The sequence below is a fragment of the Cognatilysobacter bugurensis genome, from assembly GCF_014652095.1.
GTDB classification, from domain to species: Bacteria; Pseudomonadota; Gammaproteobacteria; order Xanthomonadales; family Xanthomonadaceae; genus Cognatilysobacter; species Cognatilysobacter bugurensis.
This window is the reverse complement of record NZ_BMYD01000001.1, coordinates 1,239,813-1,257,291: the sequence shown is the minus strand read 5'-3', so window position 1 is coordinate 1,257,291 and position 17,479 is coordinate 1,239,813. Positions and strand designations below refer to the sequence as shown.

13 protein-coding genes are annotated in these 17,479 nt (G+C 67.8%); 3 read left to right on the top strand and 10 right to left on the bottom strand.

Annotation, left to right across the window (positions count from 1 at the left end; all coding sequences use genetic code 11):
* Positions 1-59: 59 nt before the first annotated feature.
* Positions 60-2,075, bottom strand: coding sequence for a M13 family metallopeptidase (locus IE075_RS05670; protein ID WP_189454110.1), 2,016 nt, complete (start codon positions 2,073-2,075; stop codon positions 60-62).
* Between the two features lie 185 nt (positions 2,076-2,260).
* Positions 2,261-4,369, bottom strand: coding sequence for a M13 family metallopeptidase (locus IE075_RS05665; RefSeq protein WP_229792334.1), 2,109 nt, complete (start codon positions 4,367-4,369; stop codon positions 2,261-2,263).
* A 483-nt stretch (positions 4,370-4,852) separates the two neighbouring features.
* Here IE075_RS05665 and IE075_RS05660 point away from each other — a divergent pair, with 483 nt between their 5' ends.
* Together IE075_RS05660 and IE075_RS05655 are read left to right on the top strand one after the other, a co-directional pair.
* Positions 4,853-6,160 (top strand): DEAD/DEAH box helicase, encoded by a 1,308-nt coding sequence (locus IE075_RS05660; RefSeq protein WP_189454106.1) that lies wholly within the window; start codon positions 4,853-4,855, stop codon positions 6,158-6,160.
* Between the two features lie 258 nt (positions 6,161-6,418).
* A complete protein-coding gene (locus IE075_RS05655; protein ID WP_189454104.1) occupies positions 6,419-6,730 on the top strand; it encodes a hypothetical protein in 312 nt (103 codons plus the stop codon).
* Between the two features lie 207 nt (positions 6,731-6,937).
* Here IE075_RS05655 and IE075_RS05650 read toward each other — a convergent pair whose 3' ends face one another.
* From IE075_RS05650 to trxA, 5 genes are all read right to left on the bottom strand, one after another.
* Positions 6,938-8,740: a DUF885 domain-containing protein gene (locus IE075_RS05650; protein WP_229792381.1), complete on the bottom strand. Its 1,803-nt coding sequence runs from the start codon at positions 8,738-8,740 to the stop codon at positions 6,938-6,940.
* 154 nt (positions 8,741-8,894) lie between these two features.
* Positions 8,895-9,569, bottom strand: coding sequence for a DUF502 domain-containing protein (locus IE075_RS05645; protein ID WP_189454100.1), 675 nt, complete (start codon positions 9,567-9,569; stop codon positions 8,895-8,897).
* Between the two features lie 78 nt (positions 9,570-9,647).
* Positions 9,648-11,684: a bifunctional serine/threonine-protein kinase/formylglycine-generating enzyme family protein gene (locus IE075_RS05640; protein ID WP_189454098.1), complete on the bottom strand. Its 2,037-nt coding sequence runs from the start codon at positions 11,682-11,684 to the stop codon at positions 9,648-9,650.
* Positions 11,685-11,810: 126 nt separating this feature from the next.
* Complete coding sequence (locus IE075_RS05635) at positions 11,811-12,260, bottom strand: DUF4442 domain-containing protein (RefSeq protein ID WP_189454095.1); 450 nt, start codon at positions 12,258-12,260, stop codon at positions 11,811-11,813.
* Between the two features lie 79 nt (positions 12,261-12,339).
* Positions 12,340-13,203 (bottom strand): thioredoxin, encoded by an 864-nt coding sequence (trxA, locus tag IE075_RS05630; protein ID WP_189454093.1) that lies wholly within the window; start codon positions 13,201-13,203, stop codon positions 12,340-12,342.
* Positions 13,204-13,334: 131 nt separating this feature from the next.
* On the opposite strand from trxA, the gene IE075_RS05625 reads away from it, so the two are divergent.
* Positions 13,335-13,946 carry a DUF998 domain-containing protein gene (locus IE075_RS05625; RefSeq protein ID WP_189454091.1) on the top strand — a complete coding sequence of 204 codons (612 nt, stop codon included), beginning with the start codon at positions 13,335-13,337 and terminating at the stop codon, positions 13,944-13,946.
* A gap of 4 nt (positions 13,947-13,950) precedes the next feature.
* Here the strand turns inward: IE075_RS05625 and IE075_RS05620 are convergent, their stop codons facing one another.
* From IE075_RS05620 to IE075_RS05610, 3 genes are all read right to left on the bottom strand, one after another.
* Positions 13,951-14,202, bottom strand: a complete 252-nt coding sequence (locus IE075_RS05620) for a SemiSWEET transporter (RefSeq protein ID WP_189454090.1) — start codon at positions 14,200-14,202, stop codon at positions 13,951-13,953.
* Positions 14,199-15,515 carry a metal-dependent hydrolase family protein gene (locus tag IE075_RS05615; protein WP_189454088.1) on the bottom strand — a complete coding sequence of 439 codons (1,317 nt, stop codon included), beginning with the start codon at positions 15,513-15,515 and terminating at the stop codon, positions 14,199-14,201. Before IE075_RS05615 ends, IE075_RS05620 begins: the two co-directional genes overlap by 4 nt.
* 96 nt (positions 15,516-15,611) lie before the next feature.
* Positions 15,612-17,309 (bottom strand): sensor domain-containing diguanylate cyclase, encoded by a 1,698-nt coding sequence (locus tag IE075_RS05610; protein WP_189454086.1) that lies wholly within the window; start codon positions 17,307-17,309, stop codon positions 15,612-15,614.
* Positions 17,310-17,479: the final 170 nt, after the last annotated feature.

Sequence of the window (17,479 nt, the reverse complement as noted above, 5' to 3'; positions counted from 1 at the left end):
ACTGCAGGCCCGAATGAATAACGGCGCGGATCTCCGCGCCGTTTTCGTGTCTGGACGGCTTATGGCCAGAGCCGGACGCGCTGCTCTTCCGGCAGTGTCATCGGGGTACCGGCCTTGCAGTCGAACGCCTCCGCAAACGCGGCCTGGTTCATCAGGGGACCGTTCGTACGCCACATGCCCGGCGTATGTGCGCTCGACGCCGCACGCTGGGCAGCGGCCTCCGGGCTCATGCGCTGGGGCCACAACCCGGCCCAGGCGCGGAAAAACGCCTGCTGCGCGGCGGCGTCGGCATCCGGGTTGGCCGCGCGATAGGCCGCCCATGCGGACTCCACGCCGGCCAGGTCGGCCACATTGATATCGCGGGTCAGTGCTCCGTTAACCCGTGCATTGGGCAGTTCTGGATACGCATGCGCACCGTACTGCGCCACCACACGCTGGCCGAGCTGCTGCCACGCAGAGGTGTCTTGCGGTGTCCACCAGTCACGCACTTCACCCTTTGCATCGATCAAGCGACCGCGCTCGTCGATCGCGTGGCTGAGCTCATGGCCGACGAGCGCACCAAACGCGCCGTACTGCGCAGCCGGTGGCTGAGTGGTGTCCAGCACGGGCGGCTGCAGCATCGCGGCCGTCGCGATGAGCCGGTTGTGGGGCGCGTCGTACGCGAGCGCGGGCTGCTGCGGCAGCACGCTCCAGCGGCGGTCGGCGTTGTTGCGGCCGATGCGCTTCATCTCCTCGCGGTGACGCCAGGTCGAGGCGATCAGCATGTTGCCGCCGAAGCTGCCGCGGCCCATCGGTTGCACGGTGAAATCGAGATCGCGGCGCGGTGCGCCGATTTCGATGCGCAGGTTCCCGAGCTTCGCTTTTGCCTCGGCCTTCGCTTGCGCGCTCAGGCGCGGGTCGCGTTCGATCGCGGCCGCCATGGCGTCGCGCACCTGCGTGGCGACTTCTTCCGCGCGCGCGCGGCTCGCGTCGGGCAGGTGCTTGGCCACGTATTCGCGCGCGAGCATCGGGCCGGCCGCGAGGTTGATCGCGTCGAGCACCTGATCGCGGCGCGGCGCGGGCTCGGTGGCGCCGGCAAGCGTGCGGCCACGGAATGCGAAATGCGCATCGCGCCATGGCTTAGCGAGGTAAGGCGCCATCGCATCGCCCACGCGGAAACGCAGATACGTCTTCCACTGCTCGGGCTTGAGGCGGTCGACCAGCGTGTCGAGCTGGTTGAAGAGCTCGGGGTTGGCGATCGACACGCTGTCGTCGTTCACGCCCTGCGCTTTGAGAAAGTCAGCGAGCTGCAGCCGCTTGTACTGCTTCCCGAGACCGGCCACCGGCACCGGCGCGTAATTCATGCGGGCATCCTGCAGCTGCGACAGCGGCCGCGACGCCTGCGCGATGCGCGTTTCCAGATCGATGACCTGCTGCGCCTGCGCGGCGACCTGGTCCTTCGGCGTGCCCGTCAGTGCGAGGATCTGCTGCACGTATCCGTTGTACTGACCGAGCACCTTGCGCGTGTCCGCATCGGTGCGGGTATAGAACGCGGGGTCGACGAGGCCGAGTCCGCCTTGACTGAAATAGCCAATGTGGCGATTGAGGTCCTTGAGGTCGACATCGGCGCCGAAGTTGAACGCGACCGGGATGCCGACCTGGTGCAGCGCCGCGATCGCCGGGGCGATGTCTTTCGTGCGGCGGATCGCATTGATCCGTTCGAGCAGCGGGGCGATCGGCTGCGCGCCGTCGCGCTCCACCGCCGCTTCGTCGATGCCGCTGGCCCAGAAGTCGCCAAGGAGCTTCTGCACGTTGCCTTGGGGCGACGCCATCGCGGCGTCCAGGAGCTGTATCTGCTGCTGGCGCGAACGGTCGCGCAGTTGCTCGAGCGCGGAGATCGACGCGGCGCCTGCGGGAAGCGAGTTCGCTTCGAGCCAGCCTGCATTCGAAGCGGTGTAGAAGTCACGGCACTCCGCGCTGACCGCTGGTGCCTTCGCGTTTGCCTTGCCACGCCGTTTTTGCGCGCCCGCGTCGGGAACGGCGAACGTGGCGATCAGACCGAGGGCGAGTGCGCAGGCAAGCGGGCGTGGCGTCATCGTGGATGGGGTCCGTGCGGGGGTCGCGGGAGTCTAACCGGCCATGCAAGGGCGCCGGTGAACACGCGCTGCGCGGGCGAGTGACGCAAGCGGGGCCGTGTGCGCACAACGAAAAGGCCCGGACATGCCGGGCCTTTTCGAACGCGCCGCATGGCGCCTGCAGCGTCATGCGTGGCTGATTGCGCTTACCAGATCACGACCTGCTGGTCGCCCTGACGCACCATCGGCTGGCCGGGCTTGCACTCGAAAGCGGCTGCGAATGCCGGCAGGTTCGACGGCGCACCGATCGCGCGGAAGTTCGCCGGTGCGTGCGAGTCCGTCGCCAGGCGCACGTTGAGCTCTTCCGGAGTGAAGTTGCGGCGCCACACCGTGGCCCAGTTCGCGAAGAAGCGCTGGTCGCGCGTCAGGCCGTCGGTCTTCGGATCGGGCTTGCCTTCGGTTGCCTTCTTCATCGCGTCGTAGGCGACCGACAGGCCGCCGAGGTCGGCGATGTTCTCGCCGAGCGTCAGCTTGCCGTTGACGTTCTTGCCCGGGGCGGCCTCGTACGCGTTGAACTGGTTGACGAGCTTGTCGGTGCGGCCCGAGAAACCCTTCGCGTCCGCGTCGGTCCACCAGTTCTCGAAGTTGCCTGTCGCGCCGAACCGGCTGCCCTGGTCGTCGTAGCCGTGGATCATCTCGTGGCCGATCACCGCGCCGATGCCGCCGTAGTTCATCTCGTCCGTGGCGTTCGGATCGAAGAACGGCGGCTGCAGGATCGCGGCGGGGAACACGATCTCGTTCTGCAGCGGGTTGTAGTACGCGTTGACCGTCTGCGGACTCATGCCCCACTCGGACTTGTCGACCGGCTTGCCGATCTTGCCGAGCTGCCACTTGTAGTTGAACTCGTTCGCGGCCAGCACGTTCTCGATGTAGCTCTCGCGCGTGGTCTCAAGGCCGTTCCACTCGCGCCACTTGTCCGGGTAGCCGACCTTAGGCGTGAAGCTCGCCCACTTCTCCATCGCCTTTTTCTTGGTGTCGGCGCTCATCCAGTCCAGGTTCTCGATGCGCGTCTTCAGCGACGCCGAGAGGTTCTTGACCAGTTCTTCCATGCGCGCCTTCGACTCGGCCGGGAACGCGACCTTGACGTACATCTGGCCGAGCGCTTCACCGGCATTGCTCTCGATCGTGTCGAGCACGCGCTTGCCGCGCTCCTTCATTTCCTTCTGGCCGCGCAGCGCCTTGTTGTAGAAGTTGAAGTGCTCCTGCGCGAACGCGTCCGACAGGTACGGCGACGCGCTGTCGACCGTGTGGAAGCGCAGGTACGCCTGCCACTGCTGCGGCGACACGTCAGCAAGCATCTTGCTGACTTCCTGGTGGAAGCCCGGGATCGCGAGCGAGAACTTCTCCGGCGCCTTGATGCCCTGCGCCTCGAAGAACGCCGTCCACGGGAAGTTCGGCGTGAGCTTGTCGGCCTCGGCCAGGCTCACCGGGTTGTAGTACAGCGACACGTCGCGCGAGAGTTCCTCGCTGGACTTGCTCGCCTTCGCGAGACGCGTCTCGAACGCGACCACGTCCTTCGCGAGCGTTGCCGCATCGGCCGCCGGCACGCCCGACAGCTCGAGCACCTTCGCGACGTGCTGCTGGTACGCGGCAAGCTTGTCCTTCTTGTCCGGGTCGACGTAGTACGTCTTGTCCGGCAGGCCCAGGCCGCCCTGGCCGGCGTAGGCGATGTTCATCGACGAGTTCTTGAAGTCGGCCTCCGGGCCGAACGAGAACAGCAGGTTCTCGCCGCGCGACGCGCTCGTGCGCAGGTACTCGGCGATCTTCTGTTGGCTGTCGAGCGCCGAGATCGCCTCAAGGCGGCTCTGGATCGGCTTGATGCCCTGCGCGTTGATCGCCTGCGCGTCCATGCCGCTGGCCCAGAAGTCGCCGACGATCTTCTCGACCTGCGACGGGTTCTCCATTGCGGCCGCCTGCTCGGCGAGCTGGCGCTGCACGGCGACCGAGCGTTCGTCGAGCATTTCGAACGCGCCCCACGAGGTGCGGTCGCCCGGGATCTCGTTCGCGGCGAGCCACTTGCCGTTGACGTAGCCGCCGAAGTCGGCACACGCGTTCTTCGACGGGTCGAGGTCGGAGGCCTGGAAGCGGTTCACGGCCGGCAGCTTGCTTTCGTCGAGCGCGAGCTTGTTTGCGTTCTGCGCGCCGCTGTCCGCGGGCGCGGCGGCGGTGGCGGCCGTTTGCGCGTTCTCGGGGCAGCCGGTCAGCGCGGCGGCGATCGCCAGGGACAGGAGGATCGGGGATTTGTTCGAGGTCACGTGGGGCTCCAGCCGGAGGGCTCGGAAAAATAGGGAGTCGGCGCCGCGCGGCTTAACCGCCAGGCCAATCCCGACCATAGCGCCACGGCGCTCGCCGGTCGGGTGTCGAAGGTCATGCGCCGGCGGTGCGCAGGGAGGCCGAGATGCAGCTGAACGGTGCGGCGTAAACGGGGTGGCCGCGGACGGGTGCGTCGCGTACCATTCGCCCCGTTCAGCGCACGGCCACCGCTCCGAAAGGAGACGGTTCCCAAAGTTTCTGTCGCATCCTCCCCTGGCGTCGCCAGGCACCCCAGCCTCCGTGAGGGCGTCGCAGTCGCGGCGCGGGTGATTCGGGTGCGTCCTGCATCCCGCACGTCGTCGTAGCGCCGACGCGCACCGGAACCTCCGGTGCGTTCAATCCGAATACTCGCAGCGCGGTCTAGGGAATGCTCCGAGTGACTCCACACCGTTCGCGGCGTGGATCGATTCCACTGGAGCTTCCAAATGACGTTTGAAACCCTCGGGCTTGGCCCGGCTCTGCTGCGCGCGCTTGCCGAGCAGAACTACACGACGCCGACGCCGATCCAGGCCGAAGCCATTCCCTACGCACTCGCCGGTGACGACCTGCTTGGCGGCGCGCAGACCGGCACTGGCAAGACGGCCGCGTTCGGCCTGCCGCTGCTCAACACGCTGTCGAAGACGACCCCCGTCAACGGTTTCCGCAAGCCCCGCGCCCTGATCCTCGTGCCGACGCGCGAGCTCGCGGTGCAGGTCAGCGAAAACCTCCGCGGTTATGCGCGTTACCTGCGCATGAGCATCGGCACGATCTACGGCGGCGCCGGCATGGGTCCGCAGACCGACATGTTCCGCCGCGGCGTCGACGTGCTCGTCGCCACGCCGGGCCGTCTGATGGATCACATGGAGCGCGGCACCGCCAAGCTCGATGAGATCGAGATGCTCGTGCTCGACGAGGCCGATCGCATGCTCGACATGGGCTTCCTGCCCGCGATGAAGCGCATCCTCAGCAAGCTTCCGCGTGATCGCCAGACGATGCTGTTCTCGGCAACGTTTGAAAGCGAGATCAAGAAGCTCGCGCTGGAGTTCATGCGCAACCCGGTGCAGGTGCAGGTGGCGGCGAACAACACGATCGCCGAAACGATCGCGCACCGCGTGCATCCGGTTGAGACCGGTCGCAAGCGTGATCTGCTGGTGCAGATCCTCACCGATCGCCACACCGACCAGGTGCTCGTGTTCGGTCGCACCAAGCATGGTTGCAACCGTCTCGCCGAGCAGCTCGAGGAGGCCGGCCTGAAGGCGGTCGCGATCCACGGCAACAAGAGCCAGGCGCAGCGTCAGAAGGCACTGAACGCGTTCAAGGCGAACAAAGCCCGCGTGCTGGTCGCGACCGACGTGGCTGCGCGCGGCCTCGACATCCCCAACCTGCCGCTGGTCATCAACTTCGACCTGCCGATGGTGGCCGAGGACTACGTGCACCGGATCGGCCGCACCGGCCGCAACGGCGCCAGCGGTGAAGCGCTGTCGTTCGTCGCTCCGGACGAGGGTGGCCTGCTGCGTCAGATCCAGCGCATGCTGAAGGTGGACGTGTCGATCGAGGTCGTCGAAGGCTTCGAGCCGAGCCGGCCGATCCGTCTCGATGCGCCGATCCCCAAGAACGGCGGTGGCAATGGGCGCGGCGCGAAGCCCGCGCACCGGCCGCACGCGAAGCCGGCGTCGCGCGGTGGCCACGCACATGCGGGGCCGAAGCAGCACCGCAGCGCGCGTGCGCCGAGCCGTCGCGACACGCGGGCCTGAGGTCTGTCGTAAAGCCTGGGCGTTAACCACGCGTGCGGGCGGCGGAATTGAACGGCGCGACGAAAGTCGCGCCGTTTTTCGTGGTGGACGAGCCTGGTGCGCACGCATCGAAGTTCAGCTTTGAGCGTTGACGAGGCATGGCGGTAACAGATCTGAACGACAAGCGAGCAGAGCAGCGCGCCTGTTCAGCATCGTCACCTCTCGTCAACAACTCATGCCCGACCATTCGCCCGCCATCCGCTCACAGGGAGCAACATCATGAACAAGGCAATTCTGAAGTCCGCTGCACTCGCCTTCGCTTTCGGTTCGGTGCTGACGCTCAGCGCCTGCAACGTCGAGAAGACGCAGGACGGCGAGCTGCCTGACGTCGATGTCAATGCGCAGGGCGGCGAGCTCCCGGCGTATGACGTTGAAACCGCCGACGTCGATGTCGGCACCGAGCCGGCGACGGTTTCCGTGCCGGACGTCGACGTTGATGTCGGTTCCGAGCAGAAGACGGTCGAGGTTCCGGACGTCGACGTGAACATGCCGCAGGAAAACGACGCTGTCGAAGAAGCGCCGGCCCAGTAATCCTAGACGTCGTGCTGCGCCCTCGAGGCGCGGTGTCGAACACGACCCCCGGTCCGCACTGCGGCCGGGGGTTTTTGTTGGGACGGGGTGGCGATGCTTCGCTGCCCGGTCGCCGGACCGAGCGGACTGCCGCCGACGATTGCACGGGAACAAAAAAGCCGGCCCTGGGGCCGGCTTTCGTGCGAGGACGGGCGACGCGGCCCCGCGTCAGCCCGCGCGCTTTTCCTCTGCAATCCAGCGGTCGATCTTGCCCTCGAGGATTTCGAGCGGCACTGCCCCGTCCTTGAGCACTTCGGCGTGGAACTCGCGCACGTCGAACTTCGGGCCAAGCTCCTTTTCGGCTCGATCGCGCAGCGCCTGGATCTTCAGTTCGCCGATCTTGTAGGCCAGCGCCTGCCCCGGCCACGCGATGTAGCGCTCGGCTTCGGCCGTCGCCTGCGTTTCGCTTTCGGCCGAGTTGTCGAGCATGTACTTGATCACCTGCTCGCGGGACCAGTCCTTGCTGTGCAGGCCGGTGTCGGTGACGAGGCGGATTGCGCGCCACAGCTCATTTTGCAGGTAGCCGAAGTAGTTGTATGGATCGGTATACAGGCCGAGGTCGTTGCCGAGCGACTCGGCGTACAGGCCCCAGCCTTCGGCAAACGCGGTTTCACCGCCGAAGCGGCGGAATTTCGGCAGGTTCGTCAGCTCCTGCTGCAACGCAATCTGGAAGTGGTGGCCGGGAATCGCCTCGTGCAGATAGAGATCCTCCGCGTCCCACGTCTTGCGCGTCGGCAGGTCATAGGTGTTCACGTAGAAGATGCCCGGGCGCGTGCCGTCTTCGCTCGGGCTGCGGTACTCGCCACCTGCGGCGGACTTCGCGCGGAAGGCCTCAACCGGGCGGATCTCGAACGGTGCTTTCGGGATCAGCGAGAACTGCTCGCCGACGCGCTGATTGACCTTGGCCTCGAGCGCGCGGTAGTCGCGGAGCAGGTCCTCTTCTGTCTTCCACGAGAAGCGCGGGTCGGTCTGCATGAACTTGAAGAAGTCCTGCAACGAACCCTTAAAGCCCACCTGCTCCATGACCTTGCGGATTTCGCCGTGGATGCGCGATACCTCGCTGAGCCCGAGCTGGTGGATCTGGTCGGGCGTCATGTCGGTCGTCGTGCTGTTCCGCGCGTTGAACGCGTACCAGTCCTGCCCGTTCGGCAGCTCGTCCAGGCCCACGCTCGTGCGCGTCGCGGGCAGGTAATCGTTCTGGATGAACGTGCGCAATTCGCGGTACGCCGGCACGAGCTGCTTGCCGATGACGTCGCGATACGCCGCCGTCAGGCGCTTGCGATCGGCGTCCGAGAATTCTTTCGGCATGTTCTGGATCGGGCCCCAGAACAGCGTGTCTTCCGGCTTGTCCTTGATCAGCGCATCGAGCTGCGGCACGACCTTCACCATGAGGGCGCGCGGCTGCACGACGCCGGCCTTCATGCCGTCGCGCATGTTCGCGATCGCGCTGTCGAAGAGTTCCGGCAGCTTGTTCGCACGCGCGAGCCAGTTCTCGTAGTCCTTGACCGTCTTGAACGGCTGTGGACCGGTGCCGGAGCCGAACTGCACGGCCAGCGTCGGCAGGCTGCCCATCTGGTTGATCGGCATCATCCAGCCGGGGTACTTGTCGGACTCGAGCGAGTTTTTCGCGTCTCGGACGAAGATCTGGTAGCTCAGCAGATCCTGGCCCGTGAGCCCTTGCGGCCCGACCGCTTCGACCTTCTCCAGCCAGCGCTGCGTGAACTCACGCGATTTGTCGCGGAATTCGGCGGAATAGAAGTTCGGCAGCTGATCGTTGTAGCGGGGGTCGCCCTGGAACGTCGCCTGCAGCGGATTGAGCTGCAGCAGCTCTTCCCAGTACTGCTCGTACAGCGCGTCGAGGCGCTGGGCTTTTGCGGCATCGGATGCCTGCGCAGGGGTTGCCGCGGTGGCCGCCGGAGTCGAATTAGAAGCGCCGGCGTCGGCCGACGGCATGGACGCGCAACCGGCCATCGCGGCGACAAGCGCCAGGGCCAGCACGGAACGGGGGACACGCACAGCCGTCATCTCACTCTCCAGTCGGACAATCGACTGTCGAGCCTCGCCGTTTACATGTCATCGTGGCATGAGCCGAAGGTCATGGCGGGCCCGCACGCGCGTATATCGATCAGGGCGCGGACGGCGGAGCCGGTGGCGAGAACGGAATCGTTTCGGGCGAAACGGCGCCGCCGGAGATGATGAAGGCCATCGCCTGGTCGACGGTCCACTCGGTCGGCGTGATCTTCTCGACCGGCACGATCTCGAGATAGCCCGACGTCGGATTCGGTGTGGTTGGCACGTACACGGCGGCAAGTTCGCGGCCCGTGCCTTGCTCGCGCAGCACGCGCGTGACAAAGCCGATCGACTTCATCTCGGTGTGCGGAAAATCCACGAGCACCACGCGCTGCGTTCCGTCAGGCTTGGTCTGAAGGATGTTGAGCAGTTGCCGCGCGCTGCCGTAGATGATGTTCGCGAACGGAATGCGCGCGATCAGCGCCTCGAACCAGCGCAGCATCCGTTGCCCGAACACACGCCGCGCCATGACGCCGGAGAGCATGATCACCGCGACGGTCGCAAGCAGCGCGAACGCATTGAGCAGCCACGGCAACTCGAGCCACGCGAGTCGCGCGTCCGTCGCCGCGTACGAGTGCACGAGCGGCTGGATGACCGGGCGTCCGATGTCCGATAGCAGCACGAACACGAACTTGACGACGACCCAGGTCAGCCAGATCGGCAGCAGCGTGAGCAAACCGGTGAGGAACAGCCTCTTGAGGCTGGGGCGCGTCGTGGAGGGCGGTGACATGGCGCGCATTGTAGGCGGCTGCAGTGCTGACGCGGCGCAGGTGGCACGCGCCGTACGCAGCGTCGCCGCGGCGGCCGGTCAGAGTTCGCGGACGAGACGGAAGCCGACGTCGTCGTAGCCGCGATCTGCGTCGAGCGGGCGCAGCAGTTCCTTGCTGCGCCACGACGGGCCGCCGACTTGGCGCTGCACGCAGGTGCGTCCGCAGTCGCGCAGCCAAAGCGACACATCGCGTCCGCCGATTTCCGAGGCAACCTGACGCGCTTCGGTTGCATTGGGCAGACGATAGCGGTGCCCCGTCTGGGTGCCGTGCCAGCGCGCGTATGCCTCGGCGTCGGCCATCGACACGCAGACGACCGGGTCACTCGGTCCCTGTTCGAAGCCGGGGGACGTCCAGTTGCGCGGGCGCAACACGCGCAGAGGGGAGGCACGCTCGCGGCACAGGGTGGGCGGGCGATTGGTCGCCGCAACAAAGCGTTGGTAATCGCCGCGGTCGACCGGGCGGCGCGAAATCACAAATGCACCGTCTTCGTCTTCGCGGAACACGCCACGCGACGGGTCGCCGGGCATGGTCTGGCCGGGCTTCGGAAGCTTTGCGGCCTGCGCGGCGTAGCGCTTGGCTTCGTCACCCATGCCGAGCTGCCGCGCGAGGCGGGCCGTGCTCTGGGCCGCATCGCGGTCGTAGCGGTCCAGCGCATTTTCCATGCGCGCCTGCAGCGACTGCTCAGTGCGTTCCTGCAGCCGCTCGAGCGCCTCTGCGCCCGCGCCGCCGGTCTGGCGCGCGAGGTCCCGGGCGCGGGTGTAGTAATCACGCGCGCGCTCGTCCTTGCCTTCGCCGAGGCTGCGCACGAGTTGCTCGGCCAGCGCGTCGGTGACCGACGCGATCAGGGCCTGCACGTCAGGGTTCGTGGGATCGATGTGCCAGGCCTCGACCGCGGTCGAGTAGGCATTGTCGCCTTCGGGTGTAGTGAGCCGGCGCTGCGCGAGTTGCTCCTTGCCGCGCTGCAGGGTGCGCTGGAGCGCGGCCTCCGGCAGCGGTTCGAGCATCGCGGTGGTGGCGTCGGGCTTCACCGTCACGGCCGGCGCAACCGCGTCCGGGCGATCGGCGCGATAAAAGTCGCCGCCGGTGGAACGCTGGAACAGGCCGACGCTGGTGCCGACGGTTACGACGATCGCACCGACGACCGCCGCTGCGGCGAGCGCTTGCGCGGTGCGGTGTCCGCGCAGCACCTTGGCTCTCTCGCGCGCGCGCAGCAGCCACGCGGGCGCGCGACGCACGCGGACCGCGTCCATTGCGGCGCGCATTTCAGCGGCGGTCTGGAAGCGCTGCGCCGGGTCCTTCGCGAGTGCTCGCAGCATGAAACGCTGCCAGTGGCGCAGGTGCGGTGGCAGCTTCGGGATCGGGTCCTGCGCGTGCATCACCGCCATCGAAAGCGCGTCGGCCGCCTGATACGGAAGGTGCCCGGTCAGCAGTTCCCAGATCACCACGCCGAGGCTGTAGAGGTCGGCGCGGCCGTCGACTTCTTCGCCTCGCGCCTGCTCGGGCGCCATGTACGCGGTGCTGCCGACGGCCATGCCGGCCGCAGTGACGCGTGGGCCAAACCCGCGGCGCAGGGCGATGCCGAAGTCCGCAAGCAGCGGGCGTTCCGCATCGTCGAACAGCACGTTCTCGACCTTGACGTCGCGGTGCACCACGCCGCGCGAATGCGCGTACTCGAGCGCGGCGAAAAGCGAATGCGCGATCTCGCGCACCTTTGTCTCGTCGGGCACGCCGTGCTCGTCGACGAAGCTGCGCAGGCCCAGGTGGCCACGCGCGAGGTACGGCATCGTGTAGTAGGGCAGGCCGTCGCGGGTGCGCCCGAGCTCGTGGATGCGGACGATGTTGGGGTGTTCGAGGCGCGCGATCGTGCGCACCTCATTCTCGAAGCGCCGGCGGCTGACTTCGTCCGCGAGCGCCTGCGGCATCATCACCTTGATCGCCACCTCGCGTGACAACGCGAGTTGCTCGCCGAGGTACACGGTCGACATCCCGCCGTGGTTGACCAGGCGCAGCAGCCGGTAGCCCGAAATCTCGGGCAGTGGCGCCGGCGCGGGGTCTCGGGGCGTGTGGACGGGCATGCATGACTCCTCGAACGTCCCGAGGATAACGTCAGACACGAGCATTCTGTGTCACGTCGGGGCCCGCACGCGGCAATCTGTGAGCGGCTCGGCCTTGTGCGCCGGGATTGTTGACCTGGTCCCCGGTCAGCGGCCGCGCTTGCGACGCACGTACAGCTGCTTGCGGACACGGGCGACGACATCGCCCTCGCGATCGACGACGTCGGTCTCGAACCAACGCAGCACTTTTTCGCCGCCGGCCGACGCGTCGCGCAGGTCAGCGAGTGCCGCCTCGGTCAGGTCGAAGCGTGCCTTTACGGTGCCGCGTCCGGGCTTGATGAACTCAATCTCGCCGGCCTTGTCCCAGACGATGTAATCGCGGCCCAGCGATTGGAGCGCGAGCAGCATCCAGAACGGATCGGTCATCGCGAACAGGCTGCCGCCGAAATGAGTGCCCACGTAGTTGCGGTTCCACGGACGCATGCGGAGCTCGACGCACGCGCGCCGGAAATCCGCGGACAGTTCGGTCACGTGGATGCCGGTGAAGAGGAACGGCGGCCAGAGGTTGAGCAGACGGCGGAAGACGGAGGCGTGCATCGGGACAGGCAGGCGGCAGGGCCGCACAGCCTGCCATACGCAGGCGTACTGTCAACGCGTCCGGCCTACCGGGAGCAGTTCAGAACAACAGCGATGCCATCCGGCGGCGATAGCGGCCGACGAGCGCGGCGTCTTCGACCACGCGGAAGGCGTCGATGAGGGCCTTGCGCGGCAGGCCGTCCGAGTAGGTCCGGTCGCGCTGCAGCATTTCGATGAATTGCTCGAGCGCGGCTTCGTCGCGGCCGTCGAGGAGCTCCCTCGCGCCCAGCAGGTGTCGCGCCCGCAGGTCGGCCGGATCGGCCGCGATGGCGGCCTCGAGCGCCTGGCGCGGCGGCGCATCGCGCAGCAGCGAGGCGAACTCGAGCCGGGCGCGTGCACGCAGCGTGCGGTCGTCGGTCGCGAGGTTGGCCGGCAGCGCGTCGAGCAGTCGGCGGGCCTCGTCGTCGGCGCCGACGCGCGCGAGCGCGAGGGCCAGGTCGAGCCGCAGTTCCGGTTTGTCTGGTGACGCCTCGATCTCACCGCGCAGCCGCTCGACCTCCGCCTGCGGATCGAGTGCAGGCGCCTCTTCCGGCACGACCTCGACCGCAGCGGCCGGCTCGATGCCGTGGTGCTGCAGGAACTGCCGCAACTGCGCTTCGGGCAGCACACCCGGGAAGCCGTCGACGATCTGCCCGTCCTTCACGAGGAAGACCGTCGGAATCGACCGCACTTGGAACGCGGCCGCGATCTGCGGCTCGCGCTCCACGTCGATCTTCGCGAGCTCGAACGCGCCGTTGAACTCGGCGGCAAGCTTTTCGAGCACGGGCCCGAGCTGCTTGCACGGCCCGCACCAGTCAGCCCAGAAATCGACCAGCACGGGTGTCTGCAGCGACTTCTGCAGCACCGCGGTCTCGAAGCTGTCGGTCGTGGCGTCGAAGACGTGGGGCAGGGCGGTGTCGGCCATGGTCGGGTCCGGTGGGGCGATGCGGGCCGACATGGAGTCCCGGGCTACCGATTGCAACCCCGAACAGTGTCGACGTCGCCGTAGCGGCCGGTATGGTGTGCTCTGCCGCGACGCCGCTTACGAGACCGCGCATGCCCGACGCACGCATTGCCGCTGCCCGCTTTGCCCTCATCGGCTTGGCCATTTGGCTGGCTGCACTGCTGGGCTTTGGCGCCGCGGTCGATGGTTATTCGCACCTGCAGCATCCGGTCGCGATGCTCGGCGCCCAAGGCGTCGGCATGCCCCTCGCATTCAACGTGCTCGGCTTCATCGTGCCGGGTCTGCTCGTCGGCATCGCCGCGTGGCGGCTGCGCACGGCGCTGGGTACAGCGGGGTGGCCGGTGCGGATCGGAGCCGTGCTGTGGGCCTTGTCGGCGCTCGCATTCATTGCGCAGGGCCTGCTGCCGCTCGATCCGGAGGATCTCGACGCCGCATCGAGCCGCCTGCACGCGCTCGCGTGGTCGCTGTGGTGGATCTCGTTCGTCCCCGGCGCCGTGCTGCTCGGCATGCGGTCTCGGAGCGCGATGATGGCCGTGGCCGCCGCAGCGGCAGTGGTCGCGGTCGCGACGCTGCTGTGGTCGGCCGGCCTCGCGCAGCGCGTCGGCATGGCCGCGTGGTTCGTGCTCGTCGCGTTCGTCGCGTATCGCTACACGCAGGTGCCGCACGAGGTCGGATCGACGGCGGCGCGCGACGGCGTGCGTTGACGCTTCAGCCGTAGCGCAGCTTCAAGGTCAGGATCGTCGCCGCGAGCAGCAGCGTCACCGTGTTCGCGATGATCATTGGCCACGACGACAGCACCAGCCCGTAGCCGAGCCAGAACCCGACGCCGACGGTGAATACCGCGTACATCGTCAGCGAGATGCCGCTTGTATCGCGGCTGCGAATCGTCTTGGCCGCCTGCGGGACGAACGCGAGCGTCGTCAGCGCGGCGGCCACGTAGCCCATCCACTCGCCGTTCATCGCATGCCTGCGCCGGGGCCGCGGTGCACCGCGCCGTCCTTCATGACGAAGTCGACGTTCATGACCGTGTTGATGTCGTCCACGGGATTGCCCGGCATCGCGATGATGTCCGCGCGCTTGCCGACCTCGATGACGCCCTGGTCGTCGACGCCGAGCACTTCGGCCGCGCTGACCGTCGCCGACTGCAGCGCCTGCGCCGGCGTCATGCCGGCTTCGACCATGTAGATGAACTCGCGTGCGTTTTCGCCGTGCGGGCCGACGCCCGCGTCGGTGCCGAAGCCGATCTTCACGCCGTTCTTGTGCGCCTGCGCGGCGGTCTGCTGGATCAGCCCGCCGATGCGGGCGGCCTTCGGACGCACGACATCCGGGAAGTAGCCGTCGACCTTTGCTTTCTCAGCGACGAACTTGCCCGCCGAGATCGTCGGCACGTACCACGTGCCCTTTTTCTTCATGAGGCTCATGACGTCGTCGGTCATGTACGTGCCGTGCTCGATGCTCGTCACGCCGGCCTCGACCGCGCGCTTCATGCCTTCCGTGCCGTGCGCGTGCGCGGCGACCTGGTAGCCGTAATCCTTTGCGGTCTCGACGATCGCGCGGGCCTCTTCGACGGTGAACTGCGGGGCGTCGCCGGACTTCGCATACGACAGCACGCCGCCGGTCGCGGTGATCTTGATGAGGTCGCTGCCGTCCTTGTAGCGCTGGCGCACGGCCTGCCGCGCGTCAGTAGGCGAGTTGATCACGCCGTCGGTCGGGCCGGGCGGGCCGACCAGATGCTCCAGTGCGTCGCTGTAGCCGTTCGTCGGGTCCGCATGGCCCCCGGTGGTGGCGATCGACTTGCCTGCCGCCCAGATGCGCGGACCCGGCACCAGGCCCTGGTTGATCGCGTCACGCAGGTGCAGCTGCACAGTGCCGCCCAGGTCGCGCACGCTCGTGAAGCCGGCATCGAGCGTCTTTTTCGCAAAGCCGACCGAGCGGAACGCGAAGTCGACGTCGTCGAGGCGGAAGCCTTCTGAGTAGCTCTGCGGGCTCGATTCACCGTCGAGGTGCACGTGCAGGTCGGTCCAGCCCGGGCTGCAGGTGCGGCCAGCGAGGTCGATCGACTGCGCACCGGGGACGTCGACGCGGCCCGGCAATACCTGCGCGATGCGGCCGTCGCGCACGACGACGGTGCGCGCGTCCAGCATGCGGCCTGCGCGCGCGTCGAACAGCCGCTCGCACTGCAGGGCGTAGGCCGGCGTCGTGGCGGGCGCCGCGTCGGCGGCAAATGCGGCGGACAGGGCCAGCGCGAGAAGTGCGGGGCGGGCGAGGGGCATGGGGGTGTCTCCAATCAGTCCGCTTCGATTGAAGCACAACGGCATTGACGTGCCCGCGTGTGCGCGCAATCGCCCGATCGGGCAATCACGGCGGTCTCAGGCGGCACTGATGACGACGCGGTTGCGGCCGTGGCCCTTCGCGCGATAGAGGGCGCTGTCGGCGGCCGCGAGCAGTCGTTCGGGGCTGCCGCCGTGCTCCGGGAAGCACGCGACCCCGATCGACACCGTCACCGGGCCGAGCACACGCCGCATGTGGATCACGCTGAGGCTGCCGATCGCCGCGCGGATCTCCTCGGCGCGTCGCGTCGCGACCTCCAGGTTCGCCTCCGGCAGGATGATCGTGAACTCCTCGCCGCCGTAGCGGCAGGCGATGTCTTCGCCGCGGGTGAGGTCGACCAGCACCTCGCCGACCCGCGCCAGCAGCGCGTCGCCTGCGGCGTGGCCGTTCTCGTCGTTGAAGCGTTTGAAATGGTCGACGTCGAGCATCATCACGGTGAGCGGCAGGCCGCGCCGTTCACAGCGCTGCAGCTCGCGGAAGAGGTTTTCCTCGAGGTAGCGGCGGTTGTAGAGCTGCGTCAGCGGGTCGCGCAGCGACTGCACGCGCAACGACTCGCGCAGCTGGAGGTTCGCCATCGTCTGGCTCAGTTGCTCGCCGATCGACTCGACCGCATCGGCTTGTGCCTCGTCGGAACCCGTCGATGCCCGGCCGCTCACATGCAGCAGGCCCAGCGTCGTCCCGTGCGCCGCCAGCGGCACGCACAGGGTCCATTCGTCGCTGTGCGCGGTGGGCCCCACGTGGGCGCAGCGCAGCCCGGTGTGGCCGGTGTCGGTGCGGTGCACCTGACCGCGTCGGAGCGCCCAGCAGTGCTCGGGCGGCATCAGGTCTTCGCTCGGCGTCGCGGGAGACCCGAACGTACCTGCGGATTCGACGAGGTTCTGGGACGCGCGCATCACGTAGCAGCGGCCGCCGGCGTCAGGCAGCAGCTCGTCGACCACGCGCCCGGTGAGAGCCATCGCCTCGCCCAGGTTCTGGCAGCTCTGCAGCAGGCCGGTGTACGTGCCGAGAATCCGGCGTTGTTCGGACAGGCGGTCGCGACGCACGGCGATTCGCTCGAGCTCGATCATCGCCTCGCGCGCTTCCCGCTCGAGCTCGCGCACCCGGCGGTTCTCGCGCGACAGTCCGGCCATCAACAGGCCGAGCAGCGCGATCGGCAGCAGCGTGCCGACGACGACGATGCCGATGACCCACCGGGCGCGCGCGTCGCTGGCCTGTTTGCGCTCGCGCAGGAGTTCGGACTCGGCGTCCCGCATCGCCGACTCGGCTTCGATCAAGGCCTGCATGAGGCGGGCGCCCTCGCCACTGCGTGTCGCGGCGATCGCCGCTTCGGCGCCGTGCGTGCGCTGGAGTTGGATCAGTGATTCGAGCTCGCGCAACCGCAGGCGGGCGCGCGTGCCGATGTCGTGCGCGCGGGACGTCTGGGCCGGGTTGTCGGCAACGAGCGCGACGAGCGCATCCGCGCGCTGCCGCACGAGCGGAGCGGCCGCCAGGTACTGCGCATAATGGGCCGGGTCGCTGGTCAGGCGATACGCGCGCGCTTCCGATTCGGCCCTGCGGACTTCCGCTTCGACGCGTTCGATCTGCGCGAGCACCTCATAGGTGTGCTCGACCCAGCGCTCGCTTCGCGAGAACTGCACGAGACCCCAGATCGCGGCCGCGCCGACGCCCACGAGCAGCGCAAGAGCAAGCAGGAATGCGGGTGTCCGATATTGGAGGAGTCGGTCGGAAGAGGGCATGGCGTGGTCGATTGACGTCGCGGCTCGGGCATGTAGGCGCCGTATCCGGCAAGGTCGGCACCGGAGCGGCGGGCTCCGCACGAGCTCATGCACGCGGCGTACCACCTCCCAGCCCGCCCCGGGGCCCGCACGTGCCTTGCATGGCGACCCATGGTGCGCTGCGGTAGGCT

What these genes read in the sequence shown, in the direction of transcription:
- IE075_RS05650 (WP_229792381.1), bottom strand. Translation starts at nt 8,740, where the DNA reads ATGGCCGGTTGCGCGTCCATGCCGTCGGCCGACGCCGGCGCTTCTAAT.
- IE075_RS05635 (WP_189454095.1), bottom strand. Translation starts at nt 12,260, where the DNA reads ATGCACGCCTCCGTCTTCCGCCGTCTGCTCAACCTCTGGCCGCCGTTC.
- trxA (WP_189454093.1), bottom strand. Translation starts at nt 13,203, where the DNA reads ATGGCCGACACCGCCCTGCCCCACGTCTTCGACGCCACGACCGACAGC.
- IE075_RS05670 (WP_189454110.1), bottom strand. Translation starts at nt 2,075, where the DNA reads ATGACGCCACGCCCGCTTGCCTGCGCACTCGCCCTCGGTCTGATCGCC.
- IE075_RS05655 (WP_189454104.1), top strand. Translation starts at nt 6,419, where the DNA reads ATGAACAAGGCAATTCTGAAGTCCGCTGCACTCGCCTTCGCTTTCGGT.
- IE075_RS05620 (WP_189454090.1), bottom strand. Translation starts at nt 14,202, where the DNA reads ATGAACGGCGAGTGGATGGGCTACGTGGCCGCCGCGCTGACGACGCTC.
- IE075_RS05610 (WP_189454086.1), bottom strand. Translation starts at nt 17,309, where the DNA reads ATGCCCTCTTCCGACCGACTCCTCCAATATCGGACACCCGCATTCCTG.
- IE075_RS05660 (WP_189454106.1), top strand. Translation starts at nt 4,853, where the DNA reads ATGACGTTTGAAACCCTCGGGCTTGGCCCGGCTCTGCTGCGCGCGCTT.
- IE075_RS05645 (WP_189454100.1), bottom strand. Translation starts at nt 9,569, where the DNA reads ATGTCACCGCCCTCCACGACGCGCCCCAGCCTCAAGAGGCTGTTCCTC.
- IE075_RS05625 (WP_189454091.1), top strand. Translation starts at nt 13,335, where the DNA reads ATGCCCGACGCACGCATTGCCGCTGCCCGCTTTGCCCTCATCGGCTTG.
- IE075_RS05615 (WP_189454088.1), bottom strand. Translation starts at nt 15,515, where the DNA reads ATGCCCCTCGCCCGCCCCGCACTTCTCGCGCTGGCCCTGTCCGCCGCA.
- IE075_RS05640 (WP_189454098.1), bottom strand. Translation starts at nt 11,684, where the DNA reads ATGCCCGTCCACACGCCCCGAGACCCCGCGCCGGCGCCACTGCCCGAG.